Here is a 19,711-nt window from a genome sequence, read left to right as displayed (position 1 = left end):
AATGATTGATTTATTTTTGGTCTTTTAATAGCTTTTCAAATTCATCCAAACGATTTTCAAAAACATCTAGTGCTGAAACCAAATAATCTTTCTGGGTCATATCAACGCCTGCTCGTTGCATGATTTCTATTGGATAGTCACTTTCACCTGCTTTTAAATAGGTGAGGTATTGATTTAAACTTTCTTTATCGCCACTGAGAATTTTTTGTGATAGGGCTGTTGCTGCTGCAAACCCAGTTGCATATTGGAACACATAATAATTATAATAGAAGTGTGGAATTCGACTCCATTCTAAGGCAATCTCAGAATTAGAATTAACATCAGGTCCATAATATTTCTCGTTCATTGCTTGATAATTCTCAGATAAAAAGGCTTGTGTCAATGGTTTCCCTTCAGCTTCTGACGTATGCATAAAATGTTCAAATTCGGCAAACTGTGTTTGACGGAAAACAGTCCCTTTCATGCCATCCAAGAAGTGATTTAAAATATATAAGCGAACGTTTGGATCGGTATAGCGCTCCAATAAATAACTTGTTAATAAATTTTCATTGGTTGTTGAAGCAATCTCTGCTAAAAAGATTGAGTAGTTACCATAAATATAGGGCTGGTTGGCATGTGTTAAATAAGAATGTGCACTATGGCCTAATTCATGCACTAACGTATACAACCAATTTACATTGTCTTGCCAATTCATTAAAATATAGGGATTGCTATCGTAAGTTCCTGAAGAATAGGCACCACTACGTTTCCCTTTATTTTCATATAAATCAATCCAACGTTCATCAAAGGCTTTTTTGATGATATCGACATAGTCTTCACCTAATGGTGCTAAAGCCTCTAGAGTGATTGCTTTAGCTTCATCGTAATTAAAGGCTAAAGGGACTTCCCCTAAAATAGGTGTATACATATCATACATTTCTAAATCTTCAATACCTAATAATTCTTTTCTTAGAGCAACATAGCGATGTAAGACTGGCAAGCGTTCACCAACCGCTTCTAATAAGGTATCATATACCGATTCAGGAATATTATTAGCAAATAAAGCCGCTTGTCTAGCTGACGAAAAGTTTCGTGCTTTAGCTGAAAAATTATGTGCTTTAATATTAGTGCTTAGAAGCGATGCCATGGTATTTTTAAATTGATCATAGGTGGAATAAAAACTTTTAAAGGTATCTCGGCGCACACGTCTGTCGGTACTCTCTAACAATTTGCCATATATACTATGGGTTAATTGAACTTTTTCACCCGATGAATCTTCAACCGTCGGAAAACGTAAGTCGGCATTATTTAAAACGCCAAATGTTTTACTAGCTGAACCTAGTATTTCACTCACTTGAGCAAGCAGTAGTTCTTGTGATGGTTCAAGGACATGCTCTCTTTGACGTGTCATATTATCTAAGTACTGACGATAATCTTGTAGTGTTGCATTCGATTCAATAAATGAATTTAATTTATCCTCAGGTATAGCTAATAATTCAGGTTGAAAAAATGCCGTCAACTCAGAAAATCGACTATATAGTTGTGTTGATCGGGCGTCCAATGATTGATATGTCGAATTCGTTGAATCTTGATCGTATTTTAAATGGGAATAAGTATACACATTTGATAGTTTTCTTGAAACAGAAGCAATCGTATTGATTGCATGGACTAAACTTTCAGCTGAATCCGCTAAAGTCCCTTTTAACGCTTCAATTTTGGTTAGTTCTTCCTCAACAGCTTTGAATTCTTTTTCCCAGACATCATCTGACTCAAAAAGGACGGTCAGATCCCATGTATTCTCTGTAGGTACTTCTTCTCGTGTTTGATAACTTTCAGCCATAAAACAAATTCCTCCTAAAAACATCATTAAAACAATCTTACCATAGACCCATTTGATTGTTAATTATAATAACTTATTTGATTAATATTTTAAATGACCTATCTTCGTTTTGAAGCAGAATATCTTTTTGAATGAGTAAAGCAATTAATTCTTCAAAAAATACTTGTTGGTTCTCTTCATCGATTAAAGGTAATTGACAAATATGAAACGTTGCTTGTGGTTTTTTCATTTGGATAAGTTCCTTAAAAGCTGATTCACTGATAGATGAAAAAGAATATTGTTTTAAGTTAACAAAAAGCCATGCAAAAAATTCCCACATGGGTTGGACGATAAGAGGTGATGTCCAGGATTCTTCTAATACCCATTTTGGTAATTCATGTAATCGAAAGCCGTTTCGATAGAGTGTTTGTAACGGCACAAAATAGTGTCTATTCCGCATGATGGCACTTAATTGTTGATTAAACGTTTTTGTTTTAACCTTTTTAGTCATGCGTTTACGACTTCTATAATTTAAATGCTCAACATCACCTAACAATATATAGGCTAAATTAGCATCCAATGGATAAAAGCGTTCCTCCATCACAAAGCCTTCTTGATATAACAATGGGATATTGGGTCGAATAACAATTAAATTTTTCCCTAAATCTAAAGAAACCCAATAATTACCAAAGGTATGATTGAATTGTAACATTGAAAAATGCCAAAAATCTAACTTGTTTGACTTAAACTGCCCGTCATTCATTATCCAAATACATTGATTAACTTGTGTTAAATAGAGTTTGTGTCTTTTTAACAGTGTTTTACGCGAAATAGGGCTATGTTGAAATTCAAGCACAATTTGCCGACTATTACTTAATTGCCAATAAATATCAGCTGTTTGTTGAATGTCATTTAATCCATATTCACTCTCTACGAATTGTGCGGCCGGTGATAGGCATTTAACTAGCTGTGCTTTGGCAAGTTGATGTGCTTCCGTTTCAACCGCCTCTTTTTTTACTAATCCTTGTCCACAGGCAGTGACATGACTAAAAAAATAATTGTTGTTTCGACTAAGTTTTAAATGCATGGGTTGTTGGCATTTGAGACAAAACCACTGCTGGTTTTTTGGGGGACCTGATGTGAGAAATTGCGAAATATAATATATCTCACCATTTTGATTTTTTGCAATGTTCATAAAAAAATTCCTCCTTTTAAGTAAATACACGAAAAAGAAGGAATTACACTATTTTATTTTAATAACAATTTGATTGCAGTTTGATTACATTGAAATGTTAAATATTTTCTCCGAAAAATTTCAAGGCATCTGCTTCTCTAATTAATTCACCATGCTCCATTAACACGTTTTCTGTCGTTGAGTAAGGTTCACCAAACTCTAACATTTTTAAGATATACGAATAAGCTAATTTTTCATCTAACTGTTCGTTTATCGATTTAATCACTAAATAATAACTTTGATGCATATGGTATAAATTAGTTTGAATGTTATCGATTGGAATTTCTCTAGCTAAAGAAAGAAAATCTTCTAATGTTTGAAATCTAACAATCTGATTGATGTTATTGTATCTCTTTTTGTCCACATGGGTAGAAGTTTTTTCATTTGATTGATTTTTATCTATAGAATGGTTCATTATTTCTTTTTCTTTAGATTTTGGACTTCGACCTTTACGCGTTTGTTTACGATGTTCACGCAAGCGATTAGATAACTCATCTTCCCAAAAAGCATCCATTTCATCAAAATTTGTTCGACTTATATACAATTCTAACCCTTCTGAATTAGGCATGACTTGGAATGTGACAGCTTCTGAATCGTGGAAATGATTATCCACGTCTACTTCATCCAAGATAGAGTAGAAAAATTGTTCTATACTATTTTGATCTCCAATTAAGTCTAGGAAATCAATCCCTCTTTCTTCTAAATCATCCATTCCGATCATTACTTTGATTAAGTTCTCATTGATATGTTCCATCTCCATCAACGGTCACCCCCCTATTACTTCTATTATACAACTAATAAAAATAGATACAATTGAATTGTATTTTTTCTATTGATTTTTTAATAATACCTAACATCGTTTACTTATGCAAGGTTATCGGTACTATATTAATAAAATTTCAAACAATGAATGATGGCTTAAATCTTTTTTGTCTTATTTTACAATTGTGAATCTATTTACTAATATAGTAATATATAAATAATTAATAAAAAAATGAAAGGATGACTACAGTGTCTATTTTAGATATAAAAAATTTACATGTAACCATAGATGATAAAGCGATTGTCAATGGACTAAATCTCACCATCAAAACGGGGGAAATCCATGTCATAATGGGACCCAATGGTGCTGGAAAATCAACTTTAGCTGCAGCCATCATGGGTCATCCCTCCTACCAAGTAACGGATGGCGTTGTTATGCTTGATAATGTCAATTTATTGGAACTGGATGTTGATGAACGCGCAAAAGCAGGCATGTTTTTAGCGGTTCAGTATCCGAGTGAAATACCTGGTGTGACTAATGCATCCTTTATGCGATCAGCCATCAATGCTAGACGAGCTGAAAATGATAAAATATCTGTCAGAGATTTCATTACGAAACTCAATGAAAAAATGGCTTTACTTGAAATGCCACAAGAAATGGCTGAACGCTATCTTAATGAAGGCTTTTCAGGCGGAGAAAAAAAGCGTAATGAAATTCTCCAGTGTCTTATGATCGAACCAACATTTGCGATGTTGGATGAAATTGATTCGGGTCTTGATATCGATGCCTTAAAAGTGGTTGCTAAAGGTATTAATGCGTTGCGGGGTGAAGACTTTGGGGCACTTATTATCACACATTATCAACGTTTGCTCGATTATATACATCCTGATTATGTTCATATTATGGCGGATGGTCGCATTGTTCAGTCAGGAAAGGCTGAATTAGCTAAACAACTAGAGGCCCAAGGTTATAAAAACATCATTGATAATGCAAACAAACCTATCGATCAATCGTTCTCAGAATAAAGAAGGTGCATAATCTTATGGAAAATAAAAGACAAGCTATGTGGTTAGTCGATATTCAAGAAACAGCCGGAAACCTTTGGCAAAATTTACCACTCAAAAAAATTGAGCGCATAAATTATAGCCGTTGGCCATTATTCCTAGAAAAAGATGCTAGCCATTCTATTCTAGGGGATCGACTGTTTCCCGATTTTATTGAACTATCGAATCAAGGGGTTATTATCTTGGATTTATTTGATGCTAGTAGACAATATCCAGAACTGATTCAAAAATATCTATTTAGCGTCATCCCCTATGATTCAGACAAAAACACAGCGTATCATACAGCTTATTTAGATGGTGGGGTATTTATTTATGTTCCGAAACATTTAAAGGTTGATATTCCCCTCGAAAACATTTTAACCAAGGGAGACATTGACCGTCCGTCGATGAATCAACATCTGCTCATTGTTGTAGATGAAAATAGTTGTGTTAATTTGATTGAAAAAACGGACACGCAAGTTGAACACGACAATAGCGTAACTTTATTTGTTGAGTTAATTGCATTAGCTGGGTCAATAATTAATTATCATGCTTTTGATTGTATGAGCCATCGAACAACTTCCTATATTAAACGACATGCTATGGCTTTTAAAGATGCCTCGATCAATTGGATGATTGCCGCTATGAATGATGGCAATACAATTTTAGATATAGAAACACATTTGGAAGGTCAAGGTGCTTCTACACAACTAAATGTTATTGTTATTGCAAGTGGTAAACAACAACAAGTGATTAACTCTAAAATAAATAATCAAGCAAAACATACAGTAGGACATATTTTGCAACATGGTGTTATTTTAGATAGAGCCACTTTAACATTTAATGGCATTGAATTTATTGCTAAAGATGCAAAATTTGCAGATGCTCAACAAGAAAGCCGGGTTTTAATGTTATCTAATGAAGCCCGTGGTGATGCTAATCCAATCTTATTAATTGATGAATTTGAAGTGACCGCTGGTCATGCTGCCAGTATTGGTCAACTAGATGAAGAACAGTTATATTATTTAATGTCTAGAGGTTTAAGTCGTAAAGAAGCTGAATTTTTAGTCATACGTGGTTTTTTAGGAAGAGTTATCACTACAATCAAAAATAAAGACTTTCAAACAGCTATCATCCGTCGCATTGATAATAAATTAGAATCTATCACTTAAGGAGGAAAAATGGAAGCTACACCTAATACAGAAGTATTTACACCGCAAGAACTCAAAAATATTCGTGACCAATTTCCTATTTTGAATCAATCGGTTAATCAATGTCCACTGATTTATTTCGATAATGCCGCGACGACACAAAAACCTCAAGCGGTTATAGAACGATTAATAGCCTTTTATCAAACAGATAATGCCAATATTCACCGAAGTGTACATACACTTGGCCAACGTTCAACCGATCAATATGAAACAGCTCGCCAGACGCTTAGTCAATTCATTGGCAGTCAGGATGATTCACAAATCATTTTTACTTCAGGTACGACAGCAGCTATTAATTTTTTAGCACGAGGTTTTGCCGAGCCTAAATTAACTAAGGGTGATCAAATTTTAACAACGGCTTTAGAACATCATTCGAATTTAGTGCCTTGGCAAGAGCTGTGTCAACGTACCGGAGCACATCTAGTCTATTTACCATTGACTGAAAATACAATGACCGTTGATTTTGTTTTATTAAATAAAATGGATACGACTAACGTTAAATTCATCGTTATTCAACATGTTTCAAATGTTTTAGGCATTGAACAACCTATAAAACAACTAACGGATTGGGCCCATCAAAGAAAAATTGCTATTATCGTAGATGGTGCCCAAGCTGTACCCCATCTATCGATTAATGTTGAAGAAATGGGAGTTGACGCTTATTGCTTTAGCGGTCATAAACTGTATGGGCCAACAGGCATTGGTGTTTGTTATTTAAAAAGTGAACACCATCAATCGACACAAGCTGTTAATTTCGGTGGTGAAATGATTAATCAAGTGAATGATTTTGATAGTAATTATAAAAATGCGCCTTGGAAATTTGAAGCTGGTACACCTCCAATCGCAGAAGCCATAGCTTTAGCTCAAGCAGTGACTTACTTAAAAGCAATGGGTCTGCATAAAGTATTCCATCAGGAATATGTATTATCTAACCGCTTATATCAAGGACTTAAGTCTATTGAAGGCGTTCAATTGTATCATCCACTTTATCAAAGTAATTTCCATGGTATTATCAGTTTTAACCTTGACAATATTCATCCCCATGATGCTGCCACGGCTTATGATTATGAAGGGATAGCTTTACGTGCTGGCCATCATTGCGCCCAACCCTTGATGCGTTATTTAAAGGTGCCTGCTACTTTAAGAGCCAGTCTAGCTTTTTATAATACCGTTGAAGAAGTTGATTCAATGTTGGAGATAACCCGAGCTGTAAAGGAGTTTTTTACTAATGCACTTAAATAATTTATCGTCTTTGTATCGCGAAGTCATCTTAGACCACGCGCAACATCCTCACAATCGAAAAAAGCTTGAAAATCCAAGTGGTCAGATGGAACTTTTAAATCCAACGTGTGGGGATGCCATTATGGTTCAATGGACGAGTGAAGATAATTTAATCAAAGAGGTTGCTTTTGAAGGTTATGGCTGTTCAATCAGTATTGCTAGTGCTAGCTTAATGACCGATGCACTGATGGGAAAATCGATTGAACAGGCGATTCAACTAATTAATACCTTTAATACATTGATTACTTCAACGGAAGAAATTAGTGATTCCCTATTAAATGAACTAGGTGATGCCGTTTTATTAGAGGGGATTCAACAATTCCCGGCACGTTATAAATGCGCCATCTTAGCATGGAGAGCTATAGAATATGGTATTAACGGACAGCATCAGAATACTCGTCGTGCAAACCTTGATTAATAAGGAGGTTAAAGAATGAATGAAGAAGTACCTGTTTTAGGAGAATATAATTATGGATTTAGTGATGACGCAAAAATTATTTTTTCAACAGAAAAAGGTTTAAACGAAGCAGTTATTCGCACAATTTCTAAAGAAAAAAATGAACCTCAATGGATGCTTGATTATCGATTAAAAAGTTTCGGTATATTTAAAAAGAAACCCATCGTTGAATGGGGCGCTGACTTATCTGAGTTAGATTTTCAAAATTTAACTTATTATCAAAAAGCGACCGAACAACCGGCTAGATCATGGGAGGATGTCCCTATAGAGATAAAAGAAACGTTTGAACGCATAGGTATCCCTGAAGCAGAAAGAGCCTACTTAGCTGGAGCAGCTGTTCAGTATGAATCAGAATCTGTTTATCATAATTTAAAACAAGAATTTGAAAAATTAGGTATCATTTTTACTGATACTGATTCAGCCTTAAAAGAATACCCGGAACTATTTAAAGAATATTTTGGAAGTGTCGTTCCTCCAACGGATAACTTTGAAGCAGCTTTAAATAGCGCCGTTTGGAGTGGAGGAACATTTATTTATGTTCCAAAAGGTGTAAAATGTGAGATCCCCTTACAAACCTATTTCCGTATTAACAATGAGTCATCGGGTCAGTTCGAAAGGACCTTAATTATCGTAGATGAAGGAGCTAGTATTCATTATGTTGAAGGTTGTACCGCCCCAACCTATTCTAAAGCTTCCTTGCATGCTGCAATTGTAGAGATAATTGTAAAAAAAGATGCTTATTGTCGTTATACAACCATTCAAAATTGGTCCAATAATGTATACAACCTAGTCACTAAAAGAGCCCACGCTTATGAAGGGGCAACCATGGAATGGATTGACGGAAATCTTGGTTCTAAAGTAACCATGAAGTACCCTAGCGTCTATTTGTTAGGTGAAAGAGCCCGCGGGACAATGTTATCGGTGGCATTTGCTGGTAAAGGTCAAATACAGGATACGGGTGCGAAGATGATGCATTATGCCCCCCATACCTCTAGTTCAATTACTTCAAAGTCGATTGCAAAAGATGGTGGTGAAGTTAATTATCGCGGTCAAGTCTATTTTGGAAAAAAATCCGAAGGCTCAATTTCACATATCGAGTGTGATACGATTATTATGGATGAATTATCAAAATCTGACACCATTCCATTCAATGAAATTCATAATGGGCAAGTGACTTTAGAACATGAAGCGAAAGTTTCTAGAATATCGCAAGAACAACTTTTCTATTTAATGAGTAGAGGTTTAACAGAAGAAGAAGCCACGGGTATGCTTGTTATGGGTTTTGTTGAGCCTTTTACTAAAGAATTACCCATGGAATATGCCGTAGAATTAAATCGTTTAATTGCTTATTCAATGGAAGGTTCCGTTGGTTAATGGCTTTAATTAACCATTGTTTTTATACAAAAAAAGAGACTGTAGCATTTTGTCATGCAGCAGTCTCTTTTGAATTATTAATACAACAATAAGCACTCGAGTACTTATGATTAAAATGACGGTTTTACTAGTATGAACAGTTAGGATTTTGAGCGTCAATAGATAGTTAAATACTTTTGCCTTAATTCAATTACTTATTCATTAACTAAGGCACGTGCTTTTTGCAATTCTAATGCTCTTACTTCACGCGGCAGGAAGCGACGAATTTCATCCTCGTTAAAGCCTATTTGCAATCTCTTTTCATCAATCATAATAGGACGGCGTAACAAACCTGGTTGTTCTTGTACCATTTTGAAAAACTCATTCAATGGTAACTCGCTAATTTCAACTTCTAACTCAGAATAAGCTTTCGAACGTGTAGAAATTATGTCTTCTGTACCTTCTTCGGTCATTCTTAAAATCTCTTTGATTTCAGTTAAAGAAAGAGGCTCAGTAAAAATATTTCGTTCTACATATGGAATCGAATGCTCTTCTAACCATGCTCGAGCTTTCCTACAAGACGTGCAGCTTGGCGTTACGTACAATGTTACCATAAAGAATCTTCCTTTCTCATTGACTAAATGTAACGTGTTGCCTAGCTTCTTACTTAATACGTGCGTTGTATCAAAGAATAGTTTAAATAAAAATTAAATTTAAATTAAGCCGAAACTTTAATACAAAATCATTATAGCATTGAACACGTTGATATACAAGCCTTTTTTGATAAAATAAATCTATAAAACCTTACTTTATTAGATAATTTTATCTCAATAGTTATCAATTAGTTAAGTCAATAAATTATAATGCAAATCAAATGAATGCGTTTTAAGCTGATATATCAACCTTCCTGAATATTCTTTTGAAAAATAATTCGTAATTATTGGTTTTATAGTCGAAAATTCAATTAGATTTTTTTATTAAACTTCAATAAAATCACTATAGAAACCACTGTTTTTTTTATGGGAATATCAATTAATCTAGTTTCTGTGTTATGATAAGGTAAAAGATAATGACGAAAAGAGGCAATTTCTTCTATGAAACCGACTATTTTTTCTGGCGTACAGCCTTCTGGTATCCCGACTATCGGTAACTATATTGGAGCAATGAAAGGGTTTGTTGATTTACAAGATGACTACGAAACGACTTATTGTATTGTCAATCAACATGCCATCACTGTTTATCAAGACCCAAAAACCTTATCCCAAACAACACGTTTGTTAGCAGCACTTTACATCGCAATGGGATTAGATCCCCAAAAATCAACCATTTTTATACAATCAGACGTTCCAGCTCACGCTCAGGCTGCTTGGATTGTTCTTTGTCAAACTGGAGTCGGCGAGTTGGAACGTATGACCCAATACAAAGACAAAGCCCAAAAACAAGAAGTTGTCAGCGCTGGTTTACTAGCCTATCCAGCTCTTATGGTAGCAGATATAATTCTATACGATGCACAATACATTCCAGTTGGGGAAGATCAAAAACAGCATTTAGAATTAACCCGTAATTTTGTCGATCGGTTTAATAATCGCTATGGTAACGGGAAAGATTTATTGGTTAAACCTGAACCTATGATTCCAAAGAGTGGTGGGCGGATACTTAGTTTACAAGATCCCACAAGTAAAATGAGCAAATCAGATGCAAATACTAAAGCATTTATCTCCATGTTAGATGAACCCAAGACAATCATTAAAAAAATTAAAAGTGCAGTAACGGATTCTGTCGGTGAAGTGAATTACGATAAAGAAAATCAACCCGCCATTAGTAACCTCTTAGATATTTATTCTGCATTAAGTAATCGCTCGATTGATGATTTAGTGAATGAATACCATTCACTAGGTTATGGTAAGTTCAAATCCGATGTTGCTGATCAAGTTGTTGCAACATTTGAGCCTATTCAACAAAAATATCATCAATTAGTTAACAGTCAAGAACTCACCGATATTCTAGTTGAAGGTGCTAAGACGGCTAACGAGACGGCAACGAGAACTTTAAGTCGTATGGAAAAAGCTATTGGGTTAACCTATAAGCCTAGTCTTTATTAATTTTGTTATAGAAAAAAGACGACAAATGGAAGGATCATAATCCCTTCATTTGTCGTCTAAATTTATTGACATTAAATATTACAAATCTTTTTGACATTCTGGACAAATCCCACGAATTTCAAGATTCATTCCATTGACTAGATAATGTGTTTGTTCGCGTGCTGCTGCATGGATTTGGCTGATATTAGGAATATCAAAATCCGAAACTCGTCCACATTTAGTACAAATAATATGCCCATGTTGATGACGAATAAAGTCATAGCGACTAGTTACATCTGAAAACTTCATTTCATAAACATAACCTTCATCTACTAGTGTTTTTAAATTATTATAAACGGTTGCTAAACTGAGACTCTTGTGATGAGGCAATAAATCTTGGTAAATTTGTTCAACGGTAGGATGAGTCTCACTCTCAATCAAATATTTGATGATTGCTTCTCTTTGAGCAGTTATACGAATATGTTTATCTTTCAATTCCTGAATAACCTCCTCAAATAAATGTTCATTGTCACTTTTATGGTGATCGTGTTCTTCTGCTTGGTGTAATTCTGGTTTTGTTTGTATATGTGATGTTGACATAAAATCACTTCCTAACGATTAAATCATTTGAACTCATTATAACAGATTTTTATCAAAACAAGCTAATCTATGATTAAGTTTACTAAAAATATAAATAAATTTTATTAAATCCGTTTTAATATCTTGAATTTACAGAATTATCCATTATGATTAATGTATAGACATATATAAAGTTACAAGTAAGGAGTCTAAGATGAAACTTAGAACTGTAAAAATTGGCCCTCGTATTATCAAAACAGGTTTAGCCGTATCCATCTCTATATTACTCGCTACCTATTTATTACCCAACTCAACTGGAGGTCTCGCCGGTATCGCAGCGACACTTTCGACCATGCCATCCGTAAGAAAATCGTATGAAACGCTAATAAGTCGAACTACTTCCTTTGCAATTGGAGGTATTATTAGTATCATCATGATTTATATCTTTGATTATACACCCATTCCCCCTTATATATCCGTAGGGATTGCTACCGTTTTGACGATTGCCGTCTTAACAGCAATCAATCTCAATGACATGATTGGTTTAGCTGTTGTTACGGTCATCGTCATCATGCTAAGTGACGATCCAAATTATGTAGGGGTGGCAATTAACAGAGTTCTTGAAACATTAATTGGGGTTGTTGTCTCCTTTATCATTAATTGGCTAGTTTATCCACCACGATATGATTCAAATTTTTATCAAACGTTAGAGTATCTAACTTCAGAGACATTAGTTTTGATACGAGCTACTTTACGTAAAAACACCGATTATTCCTATATGCATCGTGATATTCGTTGGAGTCGCGGACAAATCATTCGTTTATCCTCATTATATGACTTAATTAGCAATGAATTAGTGTTAACAAAGAAAAATCGTTATAAGTTAGCTAAAAAGCTCGTCGTATACCGACACTTAAGAAACACAATTGAAGTGACCGTTGATTTGAGTGAAGTGTTGCATAAAAATGATTATCTATATAACAATTTCCCAGATGAAATGCGCATAATGATTCGTGAACGTATTGAAATTTTATTGACTGCCCATGAACAAATCATGATGAAACTCAGTGGTAAAATAGCGCCTGAAAATGTTAATTTTATGCACATAACACCTGAATATCGTAAGAAGTATGTGAATAAGTTTTTTGACGAAGTCTGGTTTAATTTAGATGGTAAAGATGAACACGCCGATTATTTTGACACAAACGGTATTATTCACATCATGTCTGCCATTTATAAATATGAAGAAGCACTACATAAACTTAACAAAATTGTAAGAATTTACAAACAAGATGTGAAAGGTTATGACGTATCCTACGACCATGTTTTTGATAACGATTAGTAAGTAAAAAAGCCTAGATGCACAACCGTGCACTTAGGCTTTTTATTTTGATCTAATAGACAATGACGGGCATGCCTACGTAGACTAACTCAAATACTTGTCCCATTATTGCTGGCGGCGTATTAATACATCCAAGCGACCCGCCATTTAAATAGGCATTGCCCCCAAATGAGGCTTGCCAACTCGCATCATGAATGCCTTGGGCTTGATCATCAAAAGCAATCCAATATTCAACTGGCACTTCATAATCTAATTCCGTATTTGGATTATAACCCACTAAGGTTGAATCTTCTTCTTTAAACCATACCTGATAAGAACCAGGTACTGTACTTGTTCCAGGTAGACCAGACACAATAGGGGTATCTATAGCCACCTCTCCGTTTATATAGACCCACATTCTTTGATGTGGAATTGAAACTTCAACATAGCTGTCACCATAATAAGAATCAGTCATATAACCACTTCCACCAATTATCGGTTCTCTTCGATAAGAGCCACCTTCATGTAAATTAGCAATGATTGCTTCTGATTCGCCAAAGCGATCAATATACCAACCATAAGTTCCAGGTTCAATGGTTATCTCACCTGAATAAGTACTGTTAAAAGTAGCAGTTTGAAATAAACTAGCATATTCACGATTTAAAGCTAGTAAATACTCTTCAACAAGGGCTTTATCTACCTCAGGATTTCCAGACTCATCCATATAAATCCAGCTAGCAATGTCATTTTTAGGAATCTGAACTTCGTTATGATTAAATTCTAAAACAATCTCTGTATTTTGCATTTTATCTAGTTCAGTCATCAATAGGGTTAGATTTTCATCATCTTGATAAACATCAGGTTTAATGTATGCATTGGATAATTCAAGTTCCGTCTCATTCTCTAAAACATTGGATGTTATTGCTTGACTTAAAGAAGTACTATCCACTTGATTACCTTCTACCTCAGAAATTATTTGAAAGCCATTGTCATCGGTATTAGCTATATAAGCATCTTGTGAGCTTGTTCGGCTACTATTATCAACTTTTAACGTATGGATTAATCCATTTAGCATTGTTTGATCATAAGTCAAAAGAGTCGCATCATTCACTTCTTGCTTACGTAATCTAAGCATATTAAGTGGCCAACCAAATGTTGATTGATGATCTAATAATTCATTGAGTTGATTGGTCGCACTAACTTGTACATCCAATTGTTCAAGATTAATAAAGCCAAGTGCATTTTCACCTTCAGAAAAAACAATTTCCTTTTGGTTTAATTGCTTGGTCAGTTCCTCTTGTGCAGAGACAACTGAGTCATTACCAATGGATATCGAATTGAAACGTGTATTTGGTAAGAAATGAGATTGGTAATACCATACGCCACCAAAATAAATAATAGCAAAAACTATGACTAGAATAATAACACCGTATATTGGTTTAAATTTATCGAACCCTCTTTTTCCCATTAAATATCCTCCATAATCATTCTTATCGTTATTTTATTATACCTTATTAGGCGGAATATTTCTTTTTAAAAGCCTATTATTTATATTTAGTTTAATTGCAATAAAACATTTCTTTTATTTCATTAAATGTATCGCTTTATTTAGAATTGATTATTATCATAAAGTATATAATTTATTTATATAATTAGCGATTTTTCTTTCGAAAATACCGATATAAAGCGTTTTCTTAGATGGAAAACTTTATGAAATTTATACTTATGTAGACTTTACATATATTATAATATGATTAAATAAGCAAATTTTATAGTGCATTTTTTCACGTGTTAGTATATAATTAATTTATACTAAATCAAAGGAGTTTTCACATGAAAAAAATTAAATTTGTCGGTGTTAGTCTTTTAGCTTCTGTTTTGTTATCTGGCCCTCTAGCTATGTCAACCGCTAGTTTTGTTAATGTATCTCCAATAATTGTTCAAGCTCAAGAAGAAGGCTTAACTGTACGTGTAGGCTATGGTGCCCCTCATGGTAATCAATCATTTGGAACAGCTGTTGTTGTTTTAAATGGCGAAACGATTGTCGATGTTCAGCTAGATGAATTCCAATTTGTTGAAGGTGATCAATGGGTAGGTGTTCCAAACTCTGATGAAGGCTTTGGAGAAAATTATCCTGAAGGCTATAACTTAGCGAGCAAACGTTTAAATTCAGATGCTTATTCTGAAATGATGACTGAGCATGCAGGAGCAACCGTAACTTATAACGATAACTTAGATGCTTTACAAGATTTTGCAATTGGCAAAACATTAGCTGAACTAGAAGAATCAATTGCTGAATTAACGGCTCTTGGAGAAGATGGCAATGTTTCTGATGTTGTTTCTGGTGCAACATTAGTCGATTCATCCGGCTATTTACAGCTAGTCGTAGATACAGCTAATAATGGTTTTGAGTTTGCCATTGCAAATGCTGAAAATGCAGAAATTAAACAAACGTTAGCTGCCCCACATGGTACACGTTCATTTGCAATTGCAACGGCAGTTGTTGATGGTGATACGGTATTAAGTGGCTCCATCGATGAATTCCAATTTGTTGAAGGTGAAGATTGGACAGGTGTACCTAATTCAGATGGTAAATTTGGTGAAAATTATCCTGAAGGAACTGTTTTAGTTTCTAAATTAATGGATTCTGAAGGCTATTCAGCAATGATGACTGAAAATGCTGGTTCAACAATTAGCTACATTGACAACATGGCTGCTATTTCTGAATTTGTTTCTGGTAAAACAATAGCTGAATTAGAAGAAGCTGTTGCTGAACTTGAAGGTTTAGGTGAAGAAGGTAATGTAGCAGATGTCGTTTCTGGAGCAACTTTAGTGGATGCTGGTGGATACATCCAAGCTATTATCGATGCAGCACAACAATAATTTGGTTTAACTATGTAAAAAAAGAGAAAGGCTCATCTAGAGAGCCTTTCTCTTTTTAGTCTAAACTTTCTTTTCGAAGATTTAATTCGTTAAAATTAGCCAATTGCTGAAATATGTCATTGGATAATTCTACCTTTAACACTTCAATTTCAGCTTGTTTAATTAGTCTTAACGCATACTCATGGTTATGATAATCATACAAATAGATGATTCGTTTGATACCCGCTTGAATAATCGCTTGCGTACATTTTAGGCACGGAAAATGTGTGACGTAAATATCTGCTCCTTGAGTACTTGCTCCAAACTTACTACATTGAATAATAGCATTCATTTCAGCATGTACTGTCCGTACACATCTACCGTTTTCTAAATAGCAACCTACCTGTGTACAATGTTCTTCACCACTTACAGAACCATTATATCCCCCGGCAATCATTCGGTGTTCACGAACAATAACAGCTCCAACCATTAAGCGTTGGCAAGTACTTCTTAATGACAAGACTAGACTTTGGGAAAGGAAATATTGATTCCAAGGAATCCGATCGACCATATATTACCTCCTATTTTTCTTCACTCAAAAGCAAATAACAAAAATTCTAAAAAATGATCCGCCCAATATTTTTCATGATGGATTTCGTCAGCTAAAATACGTAACCAAATTTGATTTAATCCAACTCCTTGACCAATCAATGATTGATAATACTCTAAGGTCGTATCAATATACACTTGGTTAACTTTTTCATTCAGCATGGACGAATCCACATCATCACCTTCGTTAGTACCAACTTGCAGGTAAATTTTATTTTCTGATGGGATTGGATGATGACTGACAAAGTCAAGAAAATCCCTCTGACTAAACCATGATGCTAGCGAAAAAACGCCAATTGTCCCAAAAACATCAGGATAAGCAGACCCCATATAAGCCGTAATCAATCCCCCCATAGAACTTCCAGCCAAGAGTGTTTGCTTCGCTTCTTTTTTGGTTCGATATTGACTGTCAATGAAAGGTTTAAGTTCATTGACAACCCATTCACCATAAGCCATTCCAACACCACCAACTACATAATCATTTTGTAAATTAGGTAAGTCTGTTTGCCAAGGTCCATACTCATCTAGGCGCTTAATCCCACCATTATCGATGCCAACGACAATCATCTTGGGTAAACTTGTCTGTTCTTTAAGGGTTGGAATAACTTTCCAAGAATAGCCTGAATAAGATTCTTTACTATAAAAGACATTTTGGCCATCATGCATATAGAGGACGGGATAACTAGCCCACGTATCTTTCTCATAGTCCTTTGGTAATAAAACGCGAATGCGCCGATTTTCCTTATAGTATGGTATTGGTAAATAGTGTGTTTCCATTTTTAAATAATGATTATTTCTACGAGACATCATTAAACCCCCATCTTTTTCAGTCATCAACTAAAAATTCAATTATACCCATCATAACATTGACAACTTATTTCAACAAATTTTCATTAGCTTAATATAGCACAAAATAAAAAAACGTCTTTCAAGTAATGGAAAAGACGTTTTTTTGTTTCAACTTCATTTAATCAATTTTTCTCAATAACCGCAAGCCATTGAAGATAACTACTAACGTACTACCTTCATGAATGATTACACTAATAGCCATATCCGTTAAACCTAACAAGGTGACGATGACGAGAAAAACAACCACAGCCATAGAAAAAATAATATTCTGCCAAATCACACGATTCATTTTCTTAGATAATTTATGTGTATAAATACACTTTGACAAATCATTTTTCATCAAAACGATATCTGAAACTTCAACAGCTACATCAGTCCCCTCGCCCATCGCCATGCCAATATCTGCATTTACTAACGCAGGCGCATCATTGATTCCATCACCTACCATTGTAGTAATACCATATTGGCTTTTTAACTGATCGATCTTTTGCGATTTATCTTCTGGCATAACATTCGCCATGACTTGATCCACCCCAAGCTTATCCCCCACAGCTTGACCCGTTAATTCAGCATCGCCTGTGATTAAGATGGTTTTAATGCCATTGTCTTTAAAATAATTAATCGTGTCTTCAGCGTTTTCTTTAGGCATATCCATCAAGGCTATGTATCCAACAACTAATTCATCCACCGCTACATAAACCACGGTCTTTCCTTCATTGGAAAGTTTTTCCATCATCTTGTCGATTTTTGTAGAAACATTTTGAAATGACGAAGGTTTACCAACACGATAATTTTTACCTAAATATTCGGCCATTAAGCCTTTACCCGTTTGATTAGTAACGGTTAAAGGATAGGTATTATTAGCAGAAAATTTAGTCAGTATCGCTTCTGCTAAGGGGTGATTGGATTGGCTTTCAAGTGAAACTACTATATCAATAATAAATGATTCATCAACCATTTCATCATTAAACTCATAGTCAGTTACAGATGGCTTACCTTTAGTTAAGGTGCCCGTTTTATCAAAGGCTATGGCCTTAGTCGATCCAAACTGGGTTAAATAGGCACTGCCTTTAGATAAAACGCCTTGTTTAGCCAAATTTGATGTTGCCGACAAAGTGACTGAAACCGTTGCTGCAGCTAAAGCACAGGGTGAAGCAGCTACTAATAATACTAAGCCCGTATAAATACTTTCATCAAATCCCCAATCTAAAAATAACGGACTAACAAACATGACAAATAAAACGAGCATAATAACTAAGTTAACATAACGCGGTTCAAAGCGTTCGATTATTCCCGCCACTTTTGTTTGATTATGTTGATTTTGACTTACCAAATCAATAATCTTTGAAAAGACGGTATTTTCATTCGTTTTAGTTACTTCCATGACAAAAGTCCCATTCCCATTTATAGTTCCAGCAAAAACGACATCACCTGGATTTTTCTCTAAAGGAATACTTTCACCATTAATAGCCGATTCATCAATGGAAGTTGAACCTTCTAAAATAACACCATCAATGGGAATTTGATCCCCATTTAAAACCTTTACTTTATCTTTAATTTGAAGTTGACTAGCTTCAACTTGCTGAACACTCCCATCTTCTGATATTAAACGAGCCTTGGTCGGGTTCATTTTTAGTAATTGCGTAATTTCTCTCCGACTACGTCCTTCAGCATATTCTTCTAAAAAGTGAGCTCCTGAAAAGATTAACATCAGCAAGGTTGCTTCCCAATAATTCCCAATAATCGTTGCGCCGATTGCGGCTAATCCCATTAGAATATGTGAATTCGGGGTGAAACGCCCTTCTTTCTTTGAATTCTCAATCGTTTCAGTCACACCTTCAAGAATAATTACATGGTAGCCTGCTGCGATGGTTGCGAAAATAAATAAAATATTTTTAATCAGTAAATAATTATCATCTAATAACAAAGCAATAATGGCCAAAATCAATCCAGTGAAATAAGCCATGATTGGCGTAGAACCGTGATTATGGTCATGGTTGTGATCATGGTCATGGTTGTGATCATGGTCATGGTTGTGATCATGGTCATGGTTGTGATCATGATTATGGTTGTGACAAGCGTGATTATTTTCGTTATGAACATTAGCATCCATATAAATTCCTCCATCTTCATTCGATTAAACGTTCGCTTGATTGTTTAACCAAATTATACACCCTTCAGATGAATTAAGCAAGCAAAAATATCACTATATTTAATCACAATGATTACGATTTAATTTTAACTATGCACTAGTTTTGTCTTTTTGCTTT

17 protein-coding genes are annotated in these 19,711 nt (G+C 34.8%); 8 read left to right on the top strand and 9 right to left on the bottom strand.

All coding sequences use genetic code 11. The annotated features are described in order from the left end of the window. Positions 1–10 precede the first annotated feature (10 nt). From pepF to NRE15_RS00340, 3 genes are all read right to left on the bottom strand, one after another. The gene (gene pepF, locus NRE15_RS00350) at positions 11–1,819 is read right to left on the bottom strand and encodes an oligoendopeptidase F (protein WP_313793659.1); all 1,809 of its coding nucleotides are present in this window, start codon (positions 1,817–1,819) and stop codon (positions 11–13) included. Positions 1,820–1,892: 73 nt separating this feature from the next. Beyond that, positions 1,893–2,993 (bottom strand): competence protein CoiA family protein, encoded by a 1,101-nt coding sequence (locus tag NRE15_RS00345; protein WP_313793658.1) that lies wholly within the window; start codon positions 2,991–2,993, stop codon positions 1,893–1,895. A 97-nt stretch (positions 2,994–3,090) separates the two neighbouring features. Then, positions 3,091–3,792, bottom strand: a complete 702-nt coding sequence (locus tag NRE15_RS00340) for an adaptor protein MecA (protein ID WP_313793657.1) — start codon at positions 3,790–3,792, stop codon at positions 3,091–3,093. A 251-nt stretch (positions 3,793–4,043) separates the two neighbouring features. Here NRE15_RS00340 and sufC point away from each other — a divergent pair, with 251 nt between their 5' ends. From sufC to sufB, 5 genes are read left to right on the top strand one after another with little or no spacing between them, the layout of a single operon-like run. Beyond that, positions 4,044–4,820, top strand: a complete 777-nt coding sequence (sufC, locus tag NRE15_RS00335) for a Fe-S cluster assembly ATPase SufC (protein ID WP_313793656.1) — start codon at positions 4,044–4,046, stop codon at positions 4,818–4,820. Between the two features lie 17 nt (positions 4,821–4,837). Continuing rightward, positions 4,838–6,010 carry a Fe-S cluster assembly protein SufD gene (gene sufD / locus NRE15_RS00330; protein ID WP_313793655.1) on the top strand — a complete coding sequence of 391 codons (1,173 nt, stop codon included), beginning with the start codon at positions 4,838–4,840 and terminating at the stop codon, positions 6,008–6,010. A 9-nt stretch (positions 6,011–6,019) separates the two neighbouring features. Next, a complete protein-coding gene (locus NRE15_RS00325; RefSeq protein WP_313793654.1) occupies positions 6,020–7,291 on the top strand; it encodes a SufS family cysteine desulfurase in 1,272 nt (423 codons plus the stop codon). Further along, the gene (gene sufU / locus NRE15_RS00320; protein WP_313793653.1) at positions 7,278–7,748 is read left to right on the top strand and encodes a Fe-S cluster assembly sulfur transfer protein SufU; all 471 of its coding nucleotides are present in this window, start codon (positions 7,278–7,280) and stop codon (positions 7,746–7,748) included. Before NRE15_RS00325 ends, sufU begins: the two co-directional genes overlap by 14 nt. A gap of 15 nt (positions 7,749–7,763) precedes the next feature. After that, on the top strand, positions 7,764–9,161 hold the full coding sequence (gene sufB, locus NRE15_RS00315) for a Fe-S cluster assembly protein SufB (protein WP_313793652.1): 1,398 nt from the start codon (positions 7,764–7,766) through the stop codon (positions 9,159–9,161). A gap of 194 nt (positions 9,162–9,355) precedes the next feature. Here the strand turns inward: sufB and spxA are convergent, their stop codons facing one another. Next, positions 9,356–9,754: a transcriptional regulator SpxA gene (gene spxA / locus NRE15_RS00310; RefSeq protein ID WP_313793651.1), complete on the bottom strand. Its 399-nt coding sequence runs from the start codon at positions 9,752–9,754 to the stop codon at positions 9,356–9,358. Positions 9,755–10,234: 480 nt separating this feature from the next. Here spxA and trpS point away from each other — a divergent pair, with 480 nt between their 5' ends. Then, positions 10,235–11,242, top strand: coding sequence for a tryptophan--tRNA ligase (trpS, locus tag NRE15_RS00305; protein WP_313793650.1), 1,008 nt, complete (start codon positions 10,235–10,237; stop codon positions 11,240–11,242). Between the two features lie 78 nt (positions 11,243–11,320). Here trpS and NRE15_RS00300 read toward each other — a convergent pair whose 3' ends face one another. Further along, complete coding sequence (locus NRE15_RS00300) at positions 11,321–11,821, bottom strand: Fur family transcriptional regulator (RefSeq protein WP_313793649.1); 501 nt, start codon at positions 11,819–11,821, stop codon at positions 11,321–11,323. A 193-nt stretch (positions 11,822–12,014) separates the two neighbouring features. On the opposite strand from NRE15_RS00300, the gene NRE15_RS00295 reads away from it, so the two are divergent. Beyond that, positions 12,015–13,142, top strand: a complete 1,128-nt coding sequence (locus tag NRE15_RS00295) for an FUSC family protein (protein ID WP_313793648.1) — start codon at positions 12,015–12,017, stop codon at positions 13,140–13,142. Between the two features lie 52 nt (positions 13,143–13,194). Here the strand turns inward: NRE15_RS00295 and NRE15_RS00290 are convergent, their stop codons facing one another. Further along, a complete protein-coding gene (locus NRE15_RS00290) occupies positions 13,195–14,589 on the bottom strand; it encodes a L,D-transpeptidase family protein (RefSeq protein ID WP_313793647.1) in 1,395 nt (464 codons plus the stop codon). A 365-nt stretch (positions 14,590–14,954) separates the two neighbouring features. Here NRE15_RS00290 and NRE15_RS00285 point away from each other — a divergent pair, with 365 nt between their 5' ends. Next, positions 14,955–16,004, top strand: a complete 1,050-nt coding sequence (locus tag NRE15_RS00285; protein ID WP_313793646.1) for a peptidoglycan-binding protein — start codon at positions 14,955–14,957, stop codon at positions 16,002–16,004. A 55-nt stretch (positions 16,005–16,059) separates the two neighbouring features. On the opposite strand, the gene NRE15_RS00280 is transcribed toward NRE15_RS00285, so the two are convergent. The 3 genes from NRE15_RS00280 to NRE15_RS00270 all read right to left on the bottom strand — a co-directional run bounded on the left by NRE15_RS00280 (position 16,060) and on the right by NRE15_RS00270 (position 19,554). After that, on the bottom strand, positions 16,060–16,554 hold the full coding sequence (locus tag NRE15_RS00280) for a ComE operon protein 2 (protein WP_313793645.1): 495 nt from the start codon (positions 16,552–16,554) through the stop codon (positions 16,060–16,062). A gap of 20 nt (positions 16,555–16,574) precedes the next feature. Next, positions 16,575–17,399 carry an alpha/beta hydrolase gene (locus tag NRE15_RS00275; RefSeq protein ID WP_313793644.1) on the bottom strand — a complete coding sequence of 275 codons (825 nt, stop codon included), beginning with the start codon at positions 17,397–17,399 and terminating at the stop codon, positions 16,575–16,577. 160 nt (positions 17,400–17,559) lie between these two features. After that, positions 17,560–19,554 (bottom strand): heavy metal translocating P-type ATPase, encoded by a 1,995-nt coding sequence (locus tag NRE15_RS00270; RefSeq protein WP_313793643.1) that lies wholly within the window; start codon positions 19,552–19,554, stop codon positions 17,560–17,562. Between the last annotated feature and the right edge of the window lie 157 nt (positions 19,555–19,711).

It is taken from the genome of Fundicoccus culcitae (assembly GCF_024661895.1).
GTDB classification, from domain to species: domain Bacteria; phylum Bacillota; class Bacilli; order Lactobacillales; family Aerococcaceae; genus Fundicoccus_A; species Fundicoccus_A culcitae.
Note: the sequence above shows the minus strand (reverse complement) of the source record. Positions and strands in the feature narration are given on the sequence as shown.

Bases quoted from the DNA above. Each gene is read 5' to 3' on its own strand.
- NRE15_RS00295 (WP_313793648.1), top strand. From the start codon at position 12,015: ATGAAACTTAGAACTGTAAAAATTGGCCCTCGTATTATCAAAACAGGT.
- sufD (WP_313793655.1), top strand. From the start codon at position 4,838: ATGGAAAATAAAAGACAAGCTATGTGGTTAGTCGATATTCAAGAAACA.
- NRE15_RS00340 (WP_313793657.1), bottom strand. From the start codon at position 3,792: ATGGAGATGGAACATATCAATGAGAACTTAATCAAAGTAATGATCGGA.
- NRE15_RS00285 (WP_313793646.1), top strand. From the start codon at position 14,955: ATGAAAAAAATTAAATTTGTCGGTGTTAGTCTTTTAGCTTCTGTTTTG.
- sufU (WP_313793653.1), top strand. From the start codon at position 7,278: ATGCACTTAAATAATTTATCGTCTTTGTATCGCGAAGTCATCTTAGAC.
- NRE15_RS00290 (WP_313793647.1), bottom strand. From the start codon at position 14,589: ATGGGAAAAAGAGGGTTCGATAAATTTAAACCAATATACGGTGTTATT.
- NRE15_RS00270 (WP_313793643.1), bottom strand. From the start codon at position 19,554: ATGGATGCTAATGTTCATAACGAAAATAATCACGCTTGTCACAACCAT.
- spxA (WP_313793651.1), bottom strand. From the start codon at position 9,754: ATGGTAACATTGTACGTAACGCCAAGCTGCACGTCTTGTAGGAAAGCT.
- NRE15_RS00345 (WP_313793658.1), bottom strand. From the start codon at position 2,993: ATGAACATTGCAAAAAATCAAAATGGTGAGATATATTATATTTCGCAA.
- NRE15_RS00325 (WP_313793654.1), top strand. From the start codon at position 6,020: ATGGAAGCTACACCTAATACAGAAGTATTTACACCGCAAGAACTCAAA.
- NRE15_RS00300 (WP_313793649.1), bottom strand. From the start codon at position 11,821: ATGTCAACATCACATATACAAACAAAACCAGAATTACACCAAGCAGAA.
- NRE15_RS00280 (WP_313793645.1), bottom strand. From the start codon at position 16,554: ATGGTCGATCGGATTCCTTGGAATCAATATTTCCTTTCCCAAAGTCTA.
- NRE15_RS00275 (WP_313793644.1), bottom strand. From the start codon at position 17,399: ATGTCTCGTAGAAATAATCATTATTTAAAAATGGAAACACACTATTTA.
- trpS (WP_313793650.1), top strand. From the start codon at position 10,235: ATGAAACCGACTATTTTTTCTGGCGTACAGCCTTCTGGTATCCCGACT.
- sufB (WP_313793652.1), top strand. From the start codon at position 7,764: ATGAATGAAGAAGTACCTGTTTTAGGAGAATATAATTATGGATTTAGT.
- pepF (WP_313793659.1), bottom strand. From the start codon at position 1,819: ATGGCTGAAAGTTATCAAACACGAGAAGAAGTACCTACAGAGAATACA.